Annotated in this window: 17 protein-coding genes and 1 tRNA gene; 14 read left to right on the forward strand and 4 right to left on the reverse strand. The window is 46.8% G+C overall.

Features of this window, described 5'->3' with window-relative positions:
• Position 1: 1 nt before the first annotated feature.
• Positions 2 to 1,699, forward strand: a complete 1,698-nt coding sequence (locus tag BFO_RS00590; RefSeq protein ID WP_014223601.1) for an ABC transporter ATP-binding protein — start codon at positions 2 to 4, stop codon at positions 1,697 to 1,699.
• A 200-nt stretch (positions 1,700 to 1,899) separates the two neighbouring features.
• Here BFO_RS00590 and BFO_RS00595 read toward each other — a convergent pair.
• Positions 1,900 to 1,972: transfer RNA gene (locus BFO_RS00595), tRNA-Phe, on the reverse strand.
• Between the two features lie 301 nt (positions 1,973 to 2,273).
• Between BFO_RS00595 and BFO_RS00600 the strand changes: the two genes are divergently transcribed.
• Positions 2,274 to 3,578 carry an anaerobic C4-dicarboxylate transporter family protein gene (locus tag BFO_RS00600; RefSeq protein ID WP_014223602.1) on the forward strand — a complete coding sequence of 435 codons (1,305 nt, stop codon included), beginning with the start codon at positions 2,274 to 2,276 and terminating at the stop codon, positions 3,576 to 3,578.
• Positions 3,579 to 3,633: 55 nt separating this feature from the next.
• Here the strand turns inward: BFO_RS00600 and BFO_RS00605 are convergent, their stop codons facing one another.
• Together BFO_RS00605 and BFO_RS00610 are read right to left on the reverse strand one after the other, a co-directional pair.
• On the reverse strand, positions 3,634 to 4,032 hold the full coding sequence (locus BFO_RS00605) for a ketopantoate reductase family protein (RefSeq protein ID WP_014223603.1): 399 nt from the start codon (positions 4,030 to 4,032) through the stop codon (positions 3,634 to 3,636).
• Positions 4,033 to 4,044: 12 nt separating this feature from the next.
• Positions 4,045 to 4,635 carry an anthranilate synthase component II gene (locus tag BFO_RS00610; protein ID WP_014223604.1) on the reverse strand — a complete coding sequence of 197 codons (591 nt, stop codon included), beginning with the start codon at positions 4,633 to 4,635 and terminating at the stop codon, positions 4,045 to 4,047.
• 58 nt (positions 4,636 to 4,693) lie between these two features.
• Between BFO_RS00610 and BFO_RS00615 the strand changes: the two genes are divergently transcribed.
• From BFO_RS00615 to BFO_RS00670, 12 genes are all read left to right on the forward strand, one after another.
• Positions 4,694 to 5,665 carry an aminodeoxychorismate synthase component I gene (locus BFO_RS00615; protein ID WP_014223605.1) on the forward strand — a complete coding sequence of 324 codons (972 nt, stop codon included), beginning with the start codon at positions 4,694 to 4,696 and terminating at the stop codon, positions 5,663 to 5,665.
• A 27-nt stretch (positions 5,666 to 5,692) separates the two neighbouring features.
• A complete protein-coding gene (locus BFO_RS00620) occupies positions 5,693 to 6,325 on the forward strand; it encodes an aminotransferase class IV (protein WP_014223606.1) in 633 nt (210 codons plus the stop codon).
• 313 nt (positions 6,326 to 6,638) lie between these two features.
• Entirely contained in the window at positions 6,639 to 9,350 is a 2,712-nt protein-coding gene (gene hpdB, locus BFO_RS00625) for a 4-hydroxyphenylacetate decarboxylase large subunit (RefSeq protein WP_014223608.1), read from the forward strand.
• 46 nt (positions 9,351 to 9,396) lie between these two features.
• Positions 9,397 to 9,660: a 4-hydroxyphenylacetate decarboxylase small subunit gene (hpdC, locus tag BFO_RS00630; RefSeq protein WP_014223609.1), complete on the forward strand. Its 264-nt coding sequence runs from the start codon at positions 9,397 to 9,399 to the stop codon at positions 9,658 to 9,660.
• A gap of 81 nt (positions 9,661 to 9,741) precedes the next feature.
• Positions 9,742 to 11,016 (forward strand): MFS transporter, encoded by a 1,275-nt coding sequence (locus tag BFO_RS00635; RefSeq protein ID WP_014223610.1) that lies wholly within the window; start codon positions 9,742 to 9,744, stop codon positions 11,014 to 11,016.
• Between the two features lie 107 nt (positions 11,017 to 11,123).
• Positions 11,124 to 12,071, forward strand: coding sequence for a glycyl-radical enzyme activating protein (locus tag BFO_RS00640; RefSeq protein ID WP_041591001.1), 948 nt, complete (start codon positions 11,124 to 11,126; stop codon positions 12,069 to 12,071).
• Between the two features lie 219 nt (positions 12,072 to 12,290).
• A complete protein-coding gene (locus BFO_RS00645) occupies positions 12,291 to 13,220 on the forward strand; it encodes an RluA family pseudouridine synthase (protein ID WP_041590511.1) in 930 nt (309 codons plus the stop codon).
• A 58-nt stretch (positions 13,221 to 13,278) separates the two neighbouring features.
• The gene (locus BFO_RS00650) at positions 13,279 to 13,662 is read left to right on the forward strand and encodes a co-chaperone GroES (RefSeq protein ID WP_041590512.1); all 384 of its coding nucleotides are present in this window, start codon (positions 13,279 to 13,281) and stop codon (positions 13,660 to 13,662) included.
• Positions 13,663 to 13,677: 15 nt separating this feature from the next.
• Entirely contained in the window at positions 13,678 to 14,490 is an 813-nt protein-coding gene (locus tag BFO_RS00655; protein ID WP_041590513.1) for a sulfide/dihydroorotate dehydrogenase-like FAD/NAD-binding protein, read from the forward strand.
• Positions 14,487 to 15,986, forward strand: coding sequence for an NADPH-dependent glutamate synthase (gene gltA, locus BFO_RS00660; protein ID WP_046472569.1), 1,500 nt, complete (start codon positions 14,487 to 14,489; stop codon positions 15,984 to 15,986). Before BFO_RS00655 ends, gltA begins: the two co-directional genes overlap by 4 nt.
• 106 nt (positions 15,987 to 16,092) lie before the next feature.
• Positions 16,093 to 16,527: a copper resistance protein NlpE gene (locus tag BFO_RS00665; protein WP_014223614.1), complete on the forward strand. Its 435-nt coding sequence runs from the start codon at positions 16,093 to 16,095 to the stop codon at positions 16,525 to 16,527.
• A 252-nt stretch (positions 16,528 to 16,779) separates the two neighbouring features.
• On the forward strand, positions 16,780 to 17,406 hold the full coding sequence (locus BFO_RS00670) for an NUDIX hydrolase N-terminal domain-containing protein (protein ID WP_014223616.1): 627 nt from the start codon (positions 16,780 to 16,782) through the stop codon (positions 17,404 to 17,406).
• Here the strand turns inward: BFO_RS00670 and mscL are convergent.
• Complete coding sequence (gene mscL, locus BFO_RS00675; RefSeq protein ID WP_014223617.1) at positions 17,403 to 17,819, reverse strand: large-conductance mechanosensitive channel protein MscL; 417 nt, start codon at positions 17,817 to 17,819, stop codon at positions 17,403 to 17,405. The genes BFO_RS00670 and mscL overlap by 4 nt on opposite strands.
• Between the last annotated feature and the right edge of the window lie 26 nt (positions 17,820 to 17,845).

A 17,845-nucleotide genomic window follows, 5' to 3' on the forward strand; every position in this document is an offset into this window, starting at 1 on the left:
AATGATACGCAATATACTGAATGAATTGACCGCCTGCGGAGTGCGGCATCTGATAATCTCCGCACTGTTTTTCGTGGTTTATGCTCTTTGTGGCACGGCAATTATGCTTACCGTCCTATTTCTTATCGACCGCCATATTTCGGGCGAAAGCGTTTCCCTCGTTTCGGCAGCGTGGATACTTGGTAGTCTTCTGGTTTTGAAAACCATATCCAATGCCGTAGCCGATATGAACAAGCACTTTGCCGGCTTCGACCTCGTGGAGCGTATTCGCGAGAAAATCATATTGAAACTGAAAATGTTCTCGCTTGGTTTCTACACCAATGAACGATTGGGTGAAATAAGTACCATCATCCATAAAGACGTGGATAATATGGAAATGGTAGTGGGACACCTATGGACACGAATGTCCGCCGATTTCATCGTGGCACTGATACTCGGCATTGGGCTGTTCTGTGTGGACTGGCACATGGGGTTGGCGATGATTGCCATCCTTCCTGTTGCCCTCTTCTCCTTGTATCGGGGCATCCGTTCGGGAATGAAAGCGCAACAGGAGGCACAAGACGGTCTGGCGGATATGGTAAGCCTTTTTGTTGAATACGTCAAGGGTATACCTGTACTGAAAATATTCGGAGGAAAAGGAATGTTCAGGGACAGGCTTGACCATTCCGTCAGCGAGTTCGGTGAATGCAGCAAGAAGACTTCACGTTTAGCGGCTGTAAGTGTGGGCAGATATGTCTTTCTCATTGAGCTGGCTTTCGCACTGATGGCTACACTCGGTCTTTGGTGGGCTTGGCGCGGCGAACTTTCCCTTTTCGCTTACCTGATGTTCGTCATCGTCTCGAAGGAATTCTACAAACCTTTTGTCAATATGGAGAGCCATTGGCTGAATTACATCAAGGTTAAGGACAGCTACGGACGTATTTCCCATCTTTTGGAGGCTTCTGTCATTGCCAATCCCGATCAACAGAAAATGGTGGAACGCTTCGATCTCTCGTTTGAAGGTGTCGCTTTCCATTATGAGAAAGAAGGGTTTGAGATGAAAGACCTTTCTTTCAGTGTCCCCGAACGGACAGTAACTGCACTTGTTGGTTCTTCAGGGTCGGGAAAAACCACCATTACCAATCTGCTGCTCCGTTTCTGGGAACCTATGGCTGGCTGTATCCGTATCGGCGGTGTGGGCATTCGGGAGATGGACTACGATTATCTGCTCGGCAAAATCAGCGTAGTGATGCAGAATGTCATCCTCTTCTCCGATACTATTTCTAATAATATCAAGGTGGGCAATCGCGATGCCACACAGGAAGAAGTTGAGAAAGCTGCACGTCAAGCTATGATACACGATTTCATCGTCAGTTTGCCCGATGGTTACGAAACGAAAATTGGGGAGAACGGTTTGGGACTCTCGGGTGGACAGAAACAACGCCTCTCCATCGCTCGCGCCTTCCTCAAAGACGCTCCCATCCTCCTGTTGGACGAGATAACAAGCAATGTCGATCCCGTCAATGAGTACAAAATACAGCAGGCGATGTCCGCCCTTATCCGAAACCGCACGGTCTTAGTCATTGCCCATCACCTGCAAACCATCCGCAATGCCCATCAGATTATCGTGATGGACAAGGGACTGCTCTCGGAAAAGGGTACGCATGCTGAACTCGAGGCAATAGGTGGGATGTATTGCAAACTGCTGGCAATGCAGTAAGCTCGTAACAAACAACAGGCAGTAAGAAAAATACTCTTTACTGCCTGCTTTTTCTTGTTCGAACGAATTGTCTTTAATTTGCTCTCCAAACCACCTAAGCTTTTTCTTGATTACTCCTAATTTTGCGTAAACGAAGAAAACAAAAACTCCCGACTTCGTTTAGAAATCAGGAGTCTACACCATTTTGCTTTTCTTCAAAGTGGTGCCACCAGGAATCGAACCGGGGACACAAGGATTTTCAGTCCTTTGCTCTACCAACTGAGCTATGGCACCTTGTCTTTTGACGGGTGCAAAGATAAGACAAATTTTAATTTCCACAAACTTTTTATCAAGAAATGTTAGATCATAAAGTTAAAAATTCTACGAATATCAAGATTTCGTGAATATTATACACATTTCCAAGAAAACGCTCTCTCTTGTTAGGACACCGATTGAGTCGAACAGACCGTTTCTTACCACCCCTAAAGGAAGAATAGCCATCTCGGACCGGAGGCATAGAAAATACCCATTCAACAGACGTACGCACAAACAAAATATCATGTACATTTGCACTTTCGAATAGAAAAAGCAAACTATGATTTTCCAGTTACTTATTGTATTGGCGGCAATTGTCATAGGAGCGCGCAAAGGAGGGATCGGCCTCGGAGTTGCCGGCGGTCTCGGATTGGCAGTACTCACGTTTGGATTCGGGCTTCGTCCTACCTCCCCCCCTATCGACGTGATGCTGATGATTGCTGCAGTCATTGCGGCTGCAAGCTGCATGCAGGCGGCGGGCGGGTTAGATCTGATGGTGAAATGGGCGGAACGTCTGCTGCGACGTCATCCGCAACATATCACGCTGCTAAGTCCTCTTGTGACCTACCTGTTCACACTTCTTGCAGGAACAGGCCACGTCGCCTATTCCATACTGCCGGTGATTGCCGAAGTGGCCACAGAGACTAAAGTTCGTCCGGAGCGTCCGCTTAGCATTGCCGTTATCGCCTCACAGCAAGCCATCACAGCCAGCCCCATCTCAGCGGCAACAGTTGTTCTGCTGAGTATGCTGGCAGGATATGATATCACCTTGATCGACATCATGAAAATCGCCATACCTTGCACCATGGCAGGGGTACTGCTCGGCGCACTCTATTCGATGAAGATCGGGAAAGAACTTGCGGACGATCCGGAATACCGACGGCGACTTGCCGAAGGCGCTTTCGAAAGCAAGCATCGTCATACACGCGAGGTGGAGAATCCTCGTGGAGCCTTACTTTCAGTCGTTCTGTTCCTGGTCGCCACCGTCGGCATCGTCATCTTCGGTTCGTCGGAAGCACTGCGTCCCGTATTTCATACCAACGAAGGAACAGTCCCGATGCAGATGTCCCATATCATTGAGATTCTGATGCTTTCGGCAGCCGCCCTGATGCTTATCGGCACCCGCACCAACGGTATCCGGGCCGTGCAAGGGTCTGTCTTTTCGGCCGGTATGCAAGCCGTTATTGCCATATTTGGTATCGCATGGATGGGCGACACGTTTATTTCGGGCAATATGGCTGCACTGAAAGGCGGCATCGAACAATATGTGACGACAATGCCGTGGCTGTTCGGGCTGGCATTGTTTATGATGTCCGTTCTGCTATTCAGTCAGGCGGCCACCGTTCGCACCATGCTCCCGCTCGGTATCGCACTGGGCTTATCGCCGTGGATGCTGATCGCATTGTTTCCGGCCGTCAACGGTTACTTCCTTATCCCCAATTATCCGACAGTGGTGGCAGCCATCAATTTCGATCGCACCGGCACGACGCATATCGGCAAATACATCCTGAACCATTCGTTTATGATGCCTGGACTGATTGCCACCGGAGTATCCGTCGGACTCGGCCTGTTGTTAGTCCTCTGACAAAACCGGAAAGTATCTGAACTTAAAAAATATTTATCACCTGTTAACCATACAGTTATTTCAAAAGAAGCACCTGATAAACCATGCGATATGTCGGCACCGGAATGCCCAGTCGGGCACTCTCTCTAACGAGGTATCCGCAAAGACTCTCGAGTTCCGTCTTCCCCCCCGCCATAAAATCGCGGTGCATCGAGGTCGTCGTCGTCAAGTCATTTTTCCAGAAACGGTCGAGTACCTGCCGACATATCTCCTCCGAGACATCAATACCATTCGCTTGAGCTACAGCAATAGCCTCTCTCAGAAGCACAAGAAACATCCCGGCCTCGGTCTCGATAACCACCCGTGTAGGTTTGTCGAAAATGGAAACATCTTTGCTATCAGCATATGCCAAAGCTAATTTGGCACCATAATAACCACCCACGCCTCCTAATCCTGAAATCAATATATTTGTCATAGAATAAGTGTATTATAAAGATGTTATCCAGTTTTCGATCATTTTTATTCCTGCTACGGTCATGATCGATTCGGGATGAAACTGAAGGCCTCGAACAGGATAACAGCGGTGACGGATAGCCATGATCAAACCCTTGTCATCTACGGCTGTCGTCAGCAATTCTTCGGGACAACTCTCCCGATCAATGATCCAGGAATGGTAGTGTCCGATCGGACTTCCATCCTCGACATCTCGGAACAGCACCTCCTCTGGGTCGGTAATAAAGAGAGGTGACCTATGCCCGTGAAGCGGTTGAGTAAGCCTTGTCAGCCGCGCACCGAACACTTCGGCAATGGCCTGATGTCCGAGACAAATACCGAGTATCGGCGTATGCCTGTATGTTTCCTCAATCAGCCGACAGAGTTTACCGGCCTCTCCGGGAAGTCCCGGACCTGGCGAAAGCAGGATACCCTTATAGCCGGTGATATACTCCGGAATAATGCAATCGTTCCGGACAATATCGTACATGCAATGCCCGTTTTCTTCGACCATTTGCACAAGATTATACACAAACGAATCGTGATTGTCGACAATCAACAGATGTTTCGGTTCTATCGCTTCCACTGTGCAAAAGTAAAACCAAAACGTCTACAAGTCCAAGTTTTTTCGATATTTTTGCAACATGAAAAAAGAAGCGAAAGAAGTCATTCGGATGATGAATCAGGCAGGGGCTGAAGGAAGCCCATTTGTTTTCGGGCTGGACTTTGAGCTGTGCCGGGGGTTCTTTATCCCCAACCCATTCGAACAGCAGGAAGTACTCTTCGATTTTCACGGCTTCTCCAACTGCCGACCGAGAGCAACAACCTCCTCCAGCTATCGGTTTAATAAATATCCCGAAACGCAAGCTGAATACGCTCGCCGCTTCTCCATCATACGTGAAGGTTTACTTCGGGGCGATTCCTTTCTGACTAATCTGACAGTCCAAACGCCCATCGAGACCGATCTATCTCCCGAGGAAATTTTTCATCGCTCCGATACATTATATAAGGTATATGTTCCCGGCACTTTTGTCTGCTTTTCTCCCGAGCGGTTTGTGAAAATAGAAAAAAGCGTCATCTCATCCAACCCGATGAAAGGTACGATCGACGCACATATCCCCGACGCGGAGACAAAAATATTAAGTGATTACAAAGAACTTTCCGAACATTATACCATTGTTGACCTGATACGGAACGATCTCTCGATGGTAGCCTCTCTGGTGCGGGTAGAACGATTCCGCTATATCGACCGTATAGAAACGTCGAATGGTCCTATCCTCGAAGTCAGCTCCGAGATAAAAGGAGACCTACCGAGCGATTGGAAAAATCGTTTAGGAGAGATCATTCGAACGCTCTTGCCTGCCGGTTCCATCTCCGGTGCACCCAAAGAAGCAACTCTCAAGCTGATTCGGAAAGCCGAGGCAGCTCCTCGTGGGTTTTACACCGGCGTATCCGGCTATTTCGATGGCAAAAGTTTTGACTCTGCCGTGCTTATCCGTTTTATCGACCTGGAGAGTTCGCCGTATGTGTACCACAGTGGAGGAGGAATAACAGTCAACAGCAGCTTGAAAGACGAGTACGACGAAGTGGTGAAAAAAGTATATCTACCGTTTTAAACAACGCAACCCCACAAAACGAATACGATGGAATTTATTGAAACAATCGCTATCCGAGACGGTCGTGTGATCAACCGGGACGGCCATCTGACACGAATGCAAGAAACAGCCGCACACTTCGGATTCCCTCTACCCGATTTCCCTAACCTTACACGCATCATACCGACTTCACTGAAATCAGGTCTGGTAAAGTGCAGACTGCTTTACGACCGTCTTATCCGCGATATTACTTTCGAGGTTTATACCCCCAGAAAGATATCCTCCCTGATTGCCGTCCATGCCGACAAGCTCGATTACGCTTTCAAATACGCCGACAGAAAAACTCTGGAATATGAGGAGTGGAAGCACAAAGGCTTCGATGAGGTCATCTTTTTAAAAGACGGTTTCCTCACCGACAGTTCCTTTTCCAATATCGTACTCAGAAGAGAAAATGAATACATCACCCCGAAAACATATCTTTTGAACGGCACCCAACGGCTACTTCTGTTAAAGACCGGATGCATCAAAGAAGTTCCGGTTCATATCACATCCCTCAAAGAGTACGACGAACTGATCTTGATTAACGCCATGCTCGACCTGAAGGATGGTTTGCGTATCCCTACCCATGCCGTTCATCTGACAGATAAAGAAGAAAGCGGGGACTATTACGCAAACACATAAAACGACCACCCTGTTATTTTATAAATTATGTATACCATCTATAATATATCATAATTACACGCTCAATATTTGCTTTTGCGATTTATTTTCGATTATTTTGCGATCGGAATACCAATTCTTTGAAATAGTCATACAATTTGACTTTTTTCTTAACAGGTTTTTAAGAATTGAATATTCATGGGTGGCCATACTGCTTTTTGCGGTGTATTTCTAATAATCATTTTTGAATGAAGTATATTTGACTTATTTCTTTATCTAAAATTGACGTTACAACATTGTTGTGTACTAATTTATTCATTAAAATCTAATTATTATGGCTAAGAGTTTCAAAGAAATGCTGGTCGAATCAGGCCAGGAGTTAGAGTTTCAGTCAGGTGGAAAAGCTCCGGACCATCTGGTTGACAGAGAAATTAAGTGGGAGCCTCATCCCAGAATAGCGAAATTAAAAGGAATTTACATGGACTCGTTGTCATCAACGAACAATGAATTTCCTTACTGGTACACCCGGGAGTATTTTCAGGGCGACAATGAAATACCGGTTATCCGACGGGCAAAAGCACTGAAATGCGCTTTCTCACATCTGACACCGGTTATTTTCCCGGGAGAATTGTTGACCATGCGTAAAGGCGCTTTTATGCGCGCTTCTTTTCCAATGCCGTGGTTATCCGAAGGATTTTACATGGCGAACGAATCTAAATTCTATCAGGAAGCCTTGAAGAGAGGATCGGCCAGTGTGGATGAACACTCTACATTTGGTCAAGGCGGAGGGAACGTCACGAAGAGTTTCGGTAAAGTCATCTCGATTGCCGGAAAATTCGGGATGCGCCAGGAAGAAGTTCCGATGTTGCTGGAACTTGCCAGGATGTGGGAAGGAAAATCCGTCGATGATCTGGGGAACAAATACGAAAAGATGGTTCCCGATTACGACGTGAAAGAAGCCATCATGCGTTCGGTGGTTTGTATGTTCGACTCCGGTTTCACGCTACCTCAGGGGCGTGAAGTCATCAATTATTACTATCCGCTGGAGTATGGTTTCGAAGGAATTAAGGAGATAGCTCGCGAAAAGATCGAAGAAGTAGCCGGCCGTGCTGACGGAGACGGCATGGTAGGCATGAATCGTTTGTATAACTATCAGGCGATTATCTTAGTTATTGAAGGTATTCAGGCATGGATTCACAACTATGGAAAGCATGCGACATGGCTGGCTGAACGCGAAAAAGATCCGGCACAAAAGAAAGAATATGAAGACATTGCCGAAAGATTATTCTGGATCGAAAAGTATCAACCAAGAACATTTATTGAAGCTTTTCAGATGATCGAGACCTTGCATTTCGCAGTATTGAATGAAGATGCCATATCCGGACTTTCTCCCGGCAGAATCGGTCAGGTACTTTATCCTTGGTTCGAACAGGATATTGAAGCCGGCAGAATCACGGAAGATCAGGTATTGGAATTATGCGAACAAGACCGCGTAATCAAGACGGCAATCGACTGTTTTGCCTCTGTAGGTGTGGTCGGAGGCGTACTTTCCGGAAATACATTTAATACCCTTTCCATCGGAGGAGTCAACCGCAAAGGAAAGACGGCGGTTAACCGCCTTGAATATCTGATTCTGAAAGCGGGAGGTACGAATGCGATGCCTCAGTCCACCCTGGCGCTACTCTATGATGAGACGACGCCGAAAGATTTCCTTGCCTTAGCTGCAGATGTGATTAAAATCGGAAGCGGATATCCGGCATTTATGAACAACCAAATTGCAGAAAAGTTTATTTTAAGTCAGTATGGAGCAGAAGGCATGACCGTCGAGGAAGCTCGCGCATGGGCGATCGGAGGCTGTTTGGAAACATCGCCGGGCTGCTGGAAGCCTCTTCACTTGAATAACAAAGAGTATTGGATTCCGGGAGGATGCGGCCAGCCTACGTCCGTAGGAGTTCACTTTATTTCTCAGCCTAAAGTACTGGAGCTTGTATTATTCAACGGAGTCGATCAACGTACGGGGAATCGGGTTTATCCGGCACACGATAAAAAACTCGAGACATACGAAGAACTTGTTGAACAATATAAAGCATACTGGCAAAAGACCGTCGATATTCTTTGCCTGTGTAACAATATCCAACATGACATCTGGCGGAAGAATAACATGAGTATCGTCAACTCCCTGCTTAAACCGGACTGTCTGGATAAGGGACATCTGATTAATGAGCTGGGATACCGGTATAATGCCACATTCAATGTGGAGAGTGCCGGCAATATCACCTTTATTAACAGCATGGCCGCTTTGAAGAAGCTCGTATATGATGATAAAAAATATACGCTGGACGAAATGAGGGATGCCTTTATCCATAATTTCGGGTTTAAGACGGCTCAGGAAATCGGTAAATTCTCTCTTATGGAACAGGAAAAAGCGAGTGACTCCACGAAGTACGATCGGATGCACTTCGATTGCTTGAATGCGCCGAAGTATGGAAATGATATTCCTTACGTCGACAATATTCTGCTCGGCTGGGAAGACTGGTTCTGCAACGACTGTCGGAAGCACGAATCGCTGTACGGACATCCGTTGTACGCGTGTCAGATTTCCGTATCTACCCATGGTGCGATGGGCTCAGCCACCATGGCTTCCGCTGACGGACGTTTGCAAGGGACAACTTTCGCCGATGCTTCCATGTCGGCTTATCCGGGAACGGATAAGAACGGACCGTTCGCATTGATGAACTCTGCTACCATTTGGGACCATTCCATGTCACAAAATTCGCAGTTGAATATCAAAATTCATCCTTCGGCCATTCAAGGACAGGAAGGTGCGAAAAAACTGATTGACATGTCAAGCAGTTATATGCGAGAAGGAGGATTTCACGTACAATATAACATTGTTGACTCCAAGGTACTAAAAGACGCTCAGGCTCATCCGGAAAACTACCGCGATTTGATGGTGCGCGTTGCCGGATTCACACAATATTGGGTGGAAATCGGAAAACAGGTTCAGGACGAATTGATTGCCAGAACCGAATATGAATCTTTATAATCGATTCGTCAAATTTTTTCATTGGTGTAATTAAAAAATAAAAATCATGGAAGAAAGAATTTATAAAAACAGTCTGAATTATATTCCTATTGATGTAGCGAAAGGAATTGATCGGCGTACCGGTAAGCGTGTCAATGCGGATGATGTAGATCCCAATTACGAACGAATGCCCAAGTGCATGCATTGCGTGAATTTCACCCTCAATCAAGAAAAAATAGGATTGGGAATCTGTCGGATGGGTAAGGAATTTATTGCTTATCCCGATATGGCAGCAGTTACTTGTACGGGATACAAGGAGCGGGGAGCATAACAGACCAAGATATAGGGAGAACCAAACTCTCCCTATATTTTTTACCTGTTCAATAATTTATTAACTTTAAATAAATCAACTATGGAATTATCAAATAAATCCAAAAGGTATGGTTTGATGGTTGTAGGCGCTTCGTGGTTAGCCGTATTCTGCCTGTTCGGATACAGAGCGACGTTTGCCATGCTGAAAGAGCCTATGGCTGCAGAATTAGGATGGACACAGGCCGAGGTGACCCTCGGATATTCTCTCATGATGACAGTCTATGCTATTGTGGCATTCTTCGCCGGAATGATCTTAGACAAATGGGGTACCAAGCCGGTATATGCCATTGCTGCGATATTCGGAGGATTAGGGTTTTATCTAACCAGCTTGATAAGCATTCATTGGGCCTATCTTTTTACGTTTGGTGTTCTTGCCGGTATAGCAACCGGTATGCTTTGGGTTACGTCTACCGTTTCGGTACGGAAATGGTATGTCGGAAAAACGTACGGTACGATGTGGGGGATCGCATTTGCCGGAGCCCCGATGGCACAATGGTTACTTGCCGAAGTGGTGAAAGCCTCGACAAGCAATAACTATACATGGCGCGCGACGATGGTGATACTTGCTGTGATTATTTTCGCCTTACTTGTATTAGCCGTAATACTGGCCAAAAGGAATCCGGAACATTATGGTCTTAAGCCCCACGGGGAATTGCCGGCTTCAGCCGCAGGAAACGTACCTGTCGAAAAAGACTGGACGGTAAAAGACGCCTACTCCAAATATCCGATTTGGGGAGCTATTCTGATGTTTCTCACCAGTATGATGGCCGAATTTCTGATCTGGACACAAGTCGTCAGTTTCTGGGTAAAAGATAAAGGATGGAGTGATGCCAGCGCTATTAATGTTTATAAAACAATCGGTATCATCGGCATCTTCAGCATGCCGTTGTTGGGTATTTTCGGAGACAAGATCGTAGAGAAAGTAAAAAACGAAGTCAAAGGACGAAAAATCATGCTTATTATAGGTCCGCTGGTAGGTCTGATTGCCTGCTTGTTCTTATTGGCATGCGAAAGCAAAATAACGTTTGTCGCCTACTTGGCCGCTGCCATTTTCGCCATTTACTGGGCCATCGTGCCAGGAGGTGTCGTCGGGTATACCGGATCGATCTACGGACGGAAGACGCTCGGCAAAATATGGGGGTTGGCAACGTTAATCGTCATGGGAATAGGCCCATTCCTCGGGTCTTTTATCGGCGGATGGCTGAAAGATTTGAGTGGTAGTTATACGTATTCGATATACTATGCTATCGGCTCATTTGTGCTATCTGCCATATTGGCCGTTTCGTTGCCGATGACCGTTAAACCGCCTAAATAACAAATCAAAACAGGAGGTCATTCAGGATTGCGGTTGTTCCACAACAGTAACAGCCGCAATTCAATATTGAAAGTATCATAAACACAAACAATTCATATCTAATGCTGATGGAGAATAAAGAAAAAGAAGTAAAAGGGTTAATTTTTAGCATTCAGTCATATTCGGTTCACGATGGTCCGGGAACAAGAACTACGGTGTTCTTAAACGGTTGCCCATTGATGTGTAAATGGTGTTGCAATCCGGAGGGTTTATTCAGGTATCCGGTCATGTTACATAGCCATGCGAAATGTAAAAAATGCGGAGCCTGTATTCAGGTGTGTCCTTATCATGCCATATCAATCGGTGAAGACCACGAGCCGATCTTTGATCGTTCGATATGCGACACCTGCACGACGATCGAATGTGTGGAAGCCTGTCTGCATGAAGGAAATTCTATTTCAGGCAAATATTATACGATTGATGAGCTGATTCATCGTTTGGATCGCGACCGTCCTTATTGGGGCGACCATGGCGGTGTGACATTTAGCGGCGGAGAACCTTTGCTGCAAAAAGATTTTATCCTTCCCATGTTAATGGCATGTAAAGAACACTATATGCATGTCTGTATTGAAACCACGGCATGTGTCAACTCGGCTCATTGGCTTGAGGTGATCCGGTACGTCGATTGGATTTTCACAGACATCAAGCACATGAATCCGGAGAAACATAAACAAATGGTAGGAGTGGAGAATCAGCAGATATTAAAAAACATCGAACTGTTAGCTATGCAACAGGAGTGGCAAGGTATTGTTGTTCCACGTATCCCCGTCATACCCGATTTTAACGATGATGATGAAAATATCATCCGGACAGCAGAATTTGTCCGCGACATCGGGTTGGAAGTCATTAACATTCTACCTTTTCACCGATGGGGAGAATCCAAATATCGGCAGTTGGGCAAAAAATATCTCTTCGATGAACAGGAAAGTCCTGCCGAAGAACGAATGGAACATCTCAGGTCATTGATTGAAAACAAAGGTTTACTTTGTTATATTGGCTATAAGACCCCTTTCTAACGAACATAAGCAATTGTTCGATAATCAATTATATCCATGCCATAAAGCAGCAAGGCAGTTAAAGCATAAAAAAAGAATACAAAGCACGATACTTATACGACCCTGCTACATTACAACATATTACATATCAAACCATCCAATCTCATGATAAAAAGACCCGATCTCCACTTCATTCACGGATAAATGTATAACTTTGGCGGCTCTAAAAAGAAAGTAAAAATGACATCACAGTGGAAATACGGTCGTGGCGACCGCCCGTCGTCCAACAACAAAACACTGCCGCGCGGGCAACGTGCAACGGTCAGACAAGACGCCGCCTTGCTTTCTTACCTCTTCGACCTGCTCAAAGACCGCAGCAAAAGCTCGGTTAAAAGTCTGCTCAAACACGGGCGAATATGGGTCAACGGTAACGTTAAAACACACTTCGACACGCCTTTGCATCCGGGTGATGAGGTGTTGATCAGCCATGAGCGCGCCAAGACGACATTCAATAATCCTTATCTCCGCATTGTTTGGGAGGACGAATCGCTCATCGTGGTTGAGAAGAAAGACGGGTTGTTGTCTGTCTCCGAATCGCAGGCACAGGAGCGTACAGCTTACGCTTTCCTGTCGAGATATGTGCGCGAGCAGGATCCGCGCAATCGGATTTTCGTGCTTCATCGTTTAGACCGGGGGACGTCGGGACTGATGATGTTTGCACGTAACAAAGGCGTACAGGAGAAACTGCGCAACGACTGGTCGACCATGATTACACGCCGCTCGTACGTAGCCGTGGTCGAAGGCAGACCTGACCCTGTGCAGGGCAGGCTTGTCTCCTACTTGGCCGAAAACAGCCGTATGAAAGTGTTCTGCACCGATGCTTCGCGGGGCAAGGAGGCCGTGATGCATTATCGCGTATTGCAGAGCAACAACCGTTACTCGCTTGTGGAGTTCGAGTTGGAGACGGGCCGCAAGAATCAGATACGCGCCCAAATGGAAGAGGCCGGCTATCCGGTCGCAGGCGACCCGAAATACGGAGCAATGACCGATCCGGCCGAACGGCTCTTGCTGCATGCTTTCAGACTCTCGTTCATCCATCCGGTAACAGGACGTGAGATTGCTTTCGAAACGCCCATCCCATCGGCCTTTCGCGCATTGGTAAAGGATTAATTTGGCGTCTTTGCATATATATATTACTTTTGCATCTGTTATAAAATAAAGAAAAGAAATGCAACTGTCAATAGACCATAAAGCGTTTGACAAGTTTTTGATGGTAGGAGATAAGGTATTGGTCAAGCCCACTAACCCGCAGGTAAAAACCAGATCGGGTTTGTTACTTCCTCCCTTGGTACAGGAAGGAGAAAAGTTACAGACAGGCTACGTTATTCGTATTGGCCCGGGTTATCCTCTACCCTTGCCTACCGACGAAGATGAGCCATGGAAAAAGAAAGACGAGAAAAACACTTACCTGCCTTTGCAAGCCAAAGAAGGAGATTTAGCCGTTTATCTGCAAAGTTCGGCTTACGAAGTCCGTCTGAACGACGAGAAATACCTGATCCTGCCGCATTCGGCCATTCTGATGTTAGTCAGAGACAAAGAACTATTTGAATAACAAACGGAAAATATCATGAACAAAATTGTAAGTAAAGAGTATTTTTCTCCTCACGTGGTGAAGCTGGAGGTAGAAGCTCCACTGATTGCACGTTCGCGTAAGGCAGGACATTTTGTAATTGTCCGCGTAGGCGAAAAGGGAGAACGCATTCCACTGACGATTGCAGCCTCCGACACATCAAAAGGTACGATTACGCTGGTCGTTCAAGCCGTCGGCCGTTCGTCAAAAAAACTGTGCGAGCTGAATGCCGGCGAATCGATTACAGACTTAGTCGGTCCATTGGGACAGGCCACGCATATCGAAAAGGTCGGGACCGTGGTCTGTGCCGGCGGAGGAGTTGGGGTTGCCCCCTTGCTTCCTATCGTCGAAGCTTTTCATCGTGCCGGAAACCGCGTGATCGTCGTCTTGGCTGCACGAACAAAAGAGTTGGTTATTCTGGAAAAACAGATGCGCGCCTGTTCCGACGAAGTCCTGATCATGACCGATGACGGATCATACGGAACGAAAGGATTGGTGACAAACGGCGTCGAATCGGTAATCAACCGTGAACCGGTCAATTTGTGTGTGACCATCGGCCCGGCCATCATGATGAAATTTGTCTCCGAGCTGACTAAGAAATATCAGGTACCGACGGTGGCCTCACTGAATACGATCATGGTAGACGGAACAGGCATGTGCGGTGCCTGCCGTGTGACCGTCGGCGGACAGACAAAGTTCGTCTGTGTCGACGGGCCTGAATTCGACGCACATCAAGTCGATTTCGACGAAATGATGATGCGTTTAAATGCTTATAAAGGAATCGATAAGAAACAACCGGAATCCGTATGACAACAGAAGAACTCATAGCTCTGCGGCGTGCCGAGCCCTGGAGAGAAGCTTTGCGCAAAACGAAGAAAAGCAAAGAACGCACCGATATTTCGCGTGTACGGATGAATGAGCTTAATGCCGACTACCGTAGCGGCAATCATGAAGAAGTCAACCTCGGACTTACTGCCGGCCAAGCCATGCAGGAAGCACAGCGATGTCTCGACTGCCCCAATCCCACATGCATGAGCGGATGTCCGGTCAGCATCAACATCCCTACATTTATTAAATATATCGAAGCGGGCGACTTCTTGAAGGCAGCCCAAACGCTGAAAGAAACGAGCAGCCTGCCGGCTGTCTGCGGTCGTGTCTGCCCGCAAGAAAAACAGTGTGAGGCACAGTGTGTACATCTGAAGATGAAAAAAGAACCCGTAGCCATCGGTTATCTTGAACGCTTCGCGGCGGATTACGAACGAGAGAGCGGTCAGGCGTCGATTCCGGAGATGATGCCGGCCAACGGAATACGCATCGCCGTCGTCGGTTCCGGGCCTGCCGGACTCTCGTTTGCCGGCGACATGGCCAAGCGCGGATATGAAGTTACCGTGTTCGAAGCATTGCACGAGATCGGCGGCGTATTGAAATACGGAATTCCGGAGTTCCGTCTTCCTAACCGAATCGTCGAATTTGAAATCGACGGTCTGCGGCGCATGGGCGTTCACTTCATCACAAACTGCATCGTAGGAAAAACTATCAGCTACGATGATCTCCATGCCGACGGTTTCAAAGGCATTTTTGTGGCCAGTGGCGCCGGCTTGCCGAATTTTATGAATATCCCGGGCGAGAACCTGATCGGGGTTATGTCATCGAACGAGTATCTGACGCGCGTCAATCTGATGCATGCGGCATCCGAAGATTCCGATACGCCGGTATTGCAGGGTAAACGCGTAGCGGTGATCGGCGGAGGAAATACGGCGATGGACTCGGTACGTACGGCACGTCGTTTAGGTGCTTCGCGTGCCATGATCGTCTACCGTCGCAGCGAAGAAGAAATGCCTGCCCGACTGGAAGAAGTAAAGCATGCCAAAGAAGAAGGAATCGAATTTCTGACACTGCACAACCCGATTGAATATCTGGGCGACGAAAACGGGCGAGTGAAACAGATGCGCCTGCAGAAGATGGAGCTGGGAGAACCCGATGCCTCCGGACGCCGCCGCCCCGTAGCGATCGAAGGCGCTGTAGAAACGCTTGAAGTCGACGAGGTTATTGTCAGTGTAGGTGTATCTCCTAATCCATTAATCCCAAGAGCATTCGGAGGTTTGGAAATTTCGTCGAAAGGCACTATCATCGTTCATGAAGACGATATGCGTTCTTCTCTACCCGATGTATATGCCGGAGGCGATATTGTTCGCGGCGGAGCCACCGTCATCCTTGCCATGGGCGACGGGCGCAGGGCTGCGGACGCCATGGACCGGAAACTCCAAGCACCGGGAACATCCATCAACGCCCCAACGAATACATAGAAATATTAAAAAAATGCAAAAGATGTTCAATTTTAAAAATTCTGCAACCATTTTACCGATCCATCTGTTTATTGTTTTGAATTAACTCAATTGAATATTACATCGTATGAAAAAGAATTTGTTTTTTTGGGGAGTCGCAGCACTCCTGCTTGGACTCGTATCTTGCAAATCCGGTAACAAAAATACGGAAGCCGGCGAGGAAGATCAGACGGTTGAAACCGTACAGGCGCCCGTTTTTGACAAGGCCGGCGTATATTACGGCGTTCTTCCGTGTGCCGATTGCAGCGGTATTGAAACGACCCTTGAACTCATGGGCGATCAGACGTACAAGCTGACGCAAGTTTATCAGGAAAAGGAAGATGGTCGCTTCGAATCATCCGGTACCTTAGCATGGGATGCGGAAAACAGCATCATCACGTTAGGACAGGGAGAAGAAATGACAAAGTGGCTAATCGAAGGCGACAAGGTTACCATGCTTGATAAAGAAGGGAACAGGCCGGCCGGCGAATTAGCCGATCAATACGTGCTTACAAAAAGGTAAGAAAAGAGCATTGATTGAAGTGACTTTTGCACAATGGTTCGCTCTTAATTAGTACCTCAGATGTTTACAAAAGAAAGAGATTTTGTTTTTACATCTCAAATTAATTTTCTTTGTTTTGGTGAACTGTCTCCGGTGAAAAGAGCAACCGTTCTGTGCAAAAGTACTGTTTGCATGAAAAAGCCTGCTTATACTCAATACAAGATATCTTCATAATTCTTTATACCTGACTTCGTCATTGCATATCCTCCAAATATGGAAAAAGGAAAAGAACTGATTACACTTGCACAACGTATTCGGGCGCTTTCACAAACGGGCTTGGCTTATTCTGCCAATGAATACGAAATCGACCGTTGTCAGGAGTTGATCAAGATAAGCAACCGTATCACCGGCATCGCCGGCGGTATTAAGGAAGAAGAGATTGACGCCTGCTATCTTCCCGCAAAAGAATACGTAACCCCCAAAGTTGACGTCAGAGCTGTCATTTTCAATGAAAAGAATGAGATTTTGCTGGTACGCGAGAAAGCAGACGGTCGTTGGGCTATGCCCGGAGGATGGTCCGACGTAGGTTATACCCCTAAAGAGGTAGCCGTAAAGGAGACAAGGGAAGAAACGGGACTTGATGTACGTGCCGAACGTTTGCTGGCCGTCATAGACAAACGGTGCCATCCGTATCCGGCCGGGCCGTTTTATGTCTATAAAATGTTTATTCTTTGTGAGGTGTTAGGAGGAGTACTGTCCGGTTCGTTCGATATTCTCGATCAAGGCTTTTTCGCATTGGATAACCTGCCGCCGTTATCCTTGGACCGAACGATACCGGAAGACATCCGGATGATGGACGAACTCCGCCATCACCCGGATGCACCGGTATACATGGATTAATTCTTCTTCAACAAATCACGGATTTCCGTCAGAAGTTGTACATCGGCAGGAGGAGCTGCCGGGACTTCCGATGCTTCCTCCTTTTTCTTCTTGAACTTATTCACGGCTTTCAACAGTATAAATATAGCCAACGCAATAATCAAAAAGTCAAAAATAACCTGAATAAAGTTCCCATAGCTGAATGCCACCTCCGGCGAAATCACTTCTTCACCCTGCATGACAGCCTGTTTCAGCACAATCTTCAGATCGGAAAAATTTACTCCCCCGACAAGCAAGCCTAATAACGGCGTCATTAAGTCTGCAACAAAAGAAGAAACTATCTTTCCAAAGGCACCGCCGATCACGATACCCACTGCCATGTCCAACACATTGCCGCGCATGGCAAACTCTTTAAATTCTTTAACAAATCCCATGTTCAATACTAATTTAAATTGAATAT

The sequence above is a fragment of the Tannerella forsythia 92A2 genome, from assembly GCF_000238215.1.
GTDB lineage: Bacteria > Bacteroidota > Bacteroidia > Bacteroidales > Tannerellaceae > Tannerella > Tannerella forsythia.

What these genes read in the sequence shown, in the direction of transcription:
- hpdB (WP_014223608.1), top strand. Translation starts at nt 6,639, where the DNA reads ATGGCTAAGAGTTTCAAAGAAATGCTGGTCGAATCAGGCCAGGAGTTA.
- BFO_RS00600 (WP_014223602.1), top strand. Translation starts at nt 2,274, where the DNA reads ATGATTTTCCAGTTACTTATTGTATTGGCGGCAATTGTCATAGGAGCG.
- BFO_RS00650 (WP_041590512.1), top strand. Translation starts at nt 13,279, where the DNA reads ATGCAACTGTCAATAGACCATAAAGCGTTTGACAAGTTTTTGATGGTA.
- BFO_RS00615 (WP_014223605.1), top strand. Translation starts at nt 4,694, where the DNA reads ATGAAAAAAGAAGCGAAAGAAGTCATTCGGATGATGAATCAGGCAGGG.
- BFO_RS00620 (WP_014223606.1), top strand. Translation starts at nt 5,693, where the DNA reads ATGGAATTTATTGAAACAATCGCTATCCGAGACGGTCGTGTGATCAAC.
- BFO_RS00655 (WP_041590513.1), top strand. Translation starts at nt 13,678, where the DNA reads ATGAACAAAATTGTAAGTAAAGAGTATTTTTCTCCTCACGTGGTGAAG.
- BFO_RS00640 (WP_041591001.1), top strand. Translation starts at nt 11,124, where the DNA reads ATGGAGAATAAAGAAAAAGAAGTAAAAGGGTTAATTTTTAGCATTCAG.
- BFO_RS00665 (WP_014223614.1), top strand. Translation starts at nt 16,093, where the DNA reads ATGAAAAAGAATTTGTTTTTTTGGGGAGTCGCAGCACTCCTGCTTGGA.
- mscL (WP_014223617.1), bottom strand. Translation starts at nt 17,819, where the DNA reads ATGGGATTTGTTAAAGAATTTAAAGAGTTTGCCATGCGCGGCAATGTG.
- BFO_RS00590 (WP_014223601.1), top strand. Translation starts at nt 2, where the DNA reads ATGATACGCAATATACTGAATGAATTGACCGCCTGCGGAGTGCGGCAT.
- BFO_RS00635 (WP_014223610.1), top strand. Translation starts at nt 9,742, where the DNA reads ATGGAATTATCAAATAAATCCAAAAGGTATGGTTTGATGGTTGTAGGC.
- BFO_RS00605 (WP_014223603.1), bottom strand. Translation starts at nt 4,032, where the DNA reads ATGACAAATATATTGATTTCAGGATTAGGAGGCGTGGGTGGTTATTAT.
- gltA (WP_046472569.1), top strand. Translation starts at nt 14,487, where the DNA reads ATGACAACAGAAGAACTCATAGCTCTGCGGCGTGCCGAGCCCTGGAGA.
- BFO_RS00670 (WP_014223616.1), top strand. Translation starts at nt 16,780, where the DNA reads ATGGAAAAAGGAAAAGAACTGATTACACTTGCACAACGTATTCGGGCG.
- BFO_RS00645 (WP_041590511.1), top strand. Translation starts at nt 12,291, where the DNA reads ATGACATCACAGTGGAAATACGGTCGTGGCGACCGCCCGTCGTCCAAC.
- hpdC (WP_014223609.1), top strand. Translation starts at nt 9,397, where the DNA reads ATGGAAGAAAGAATTTATAAAAACAGTCTGAATTATATTCCTATTGAT.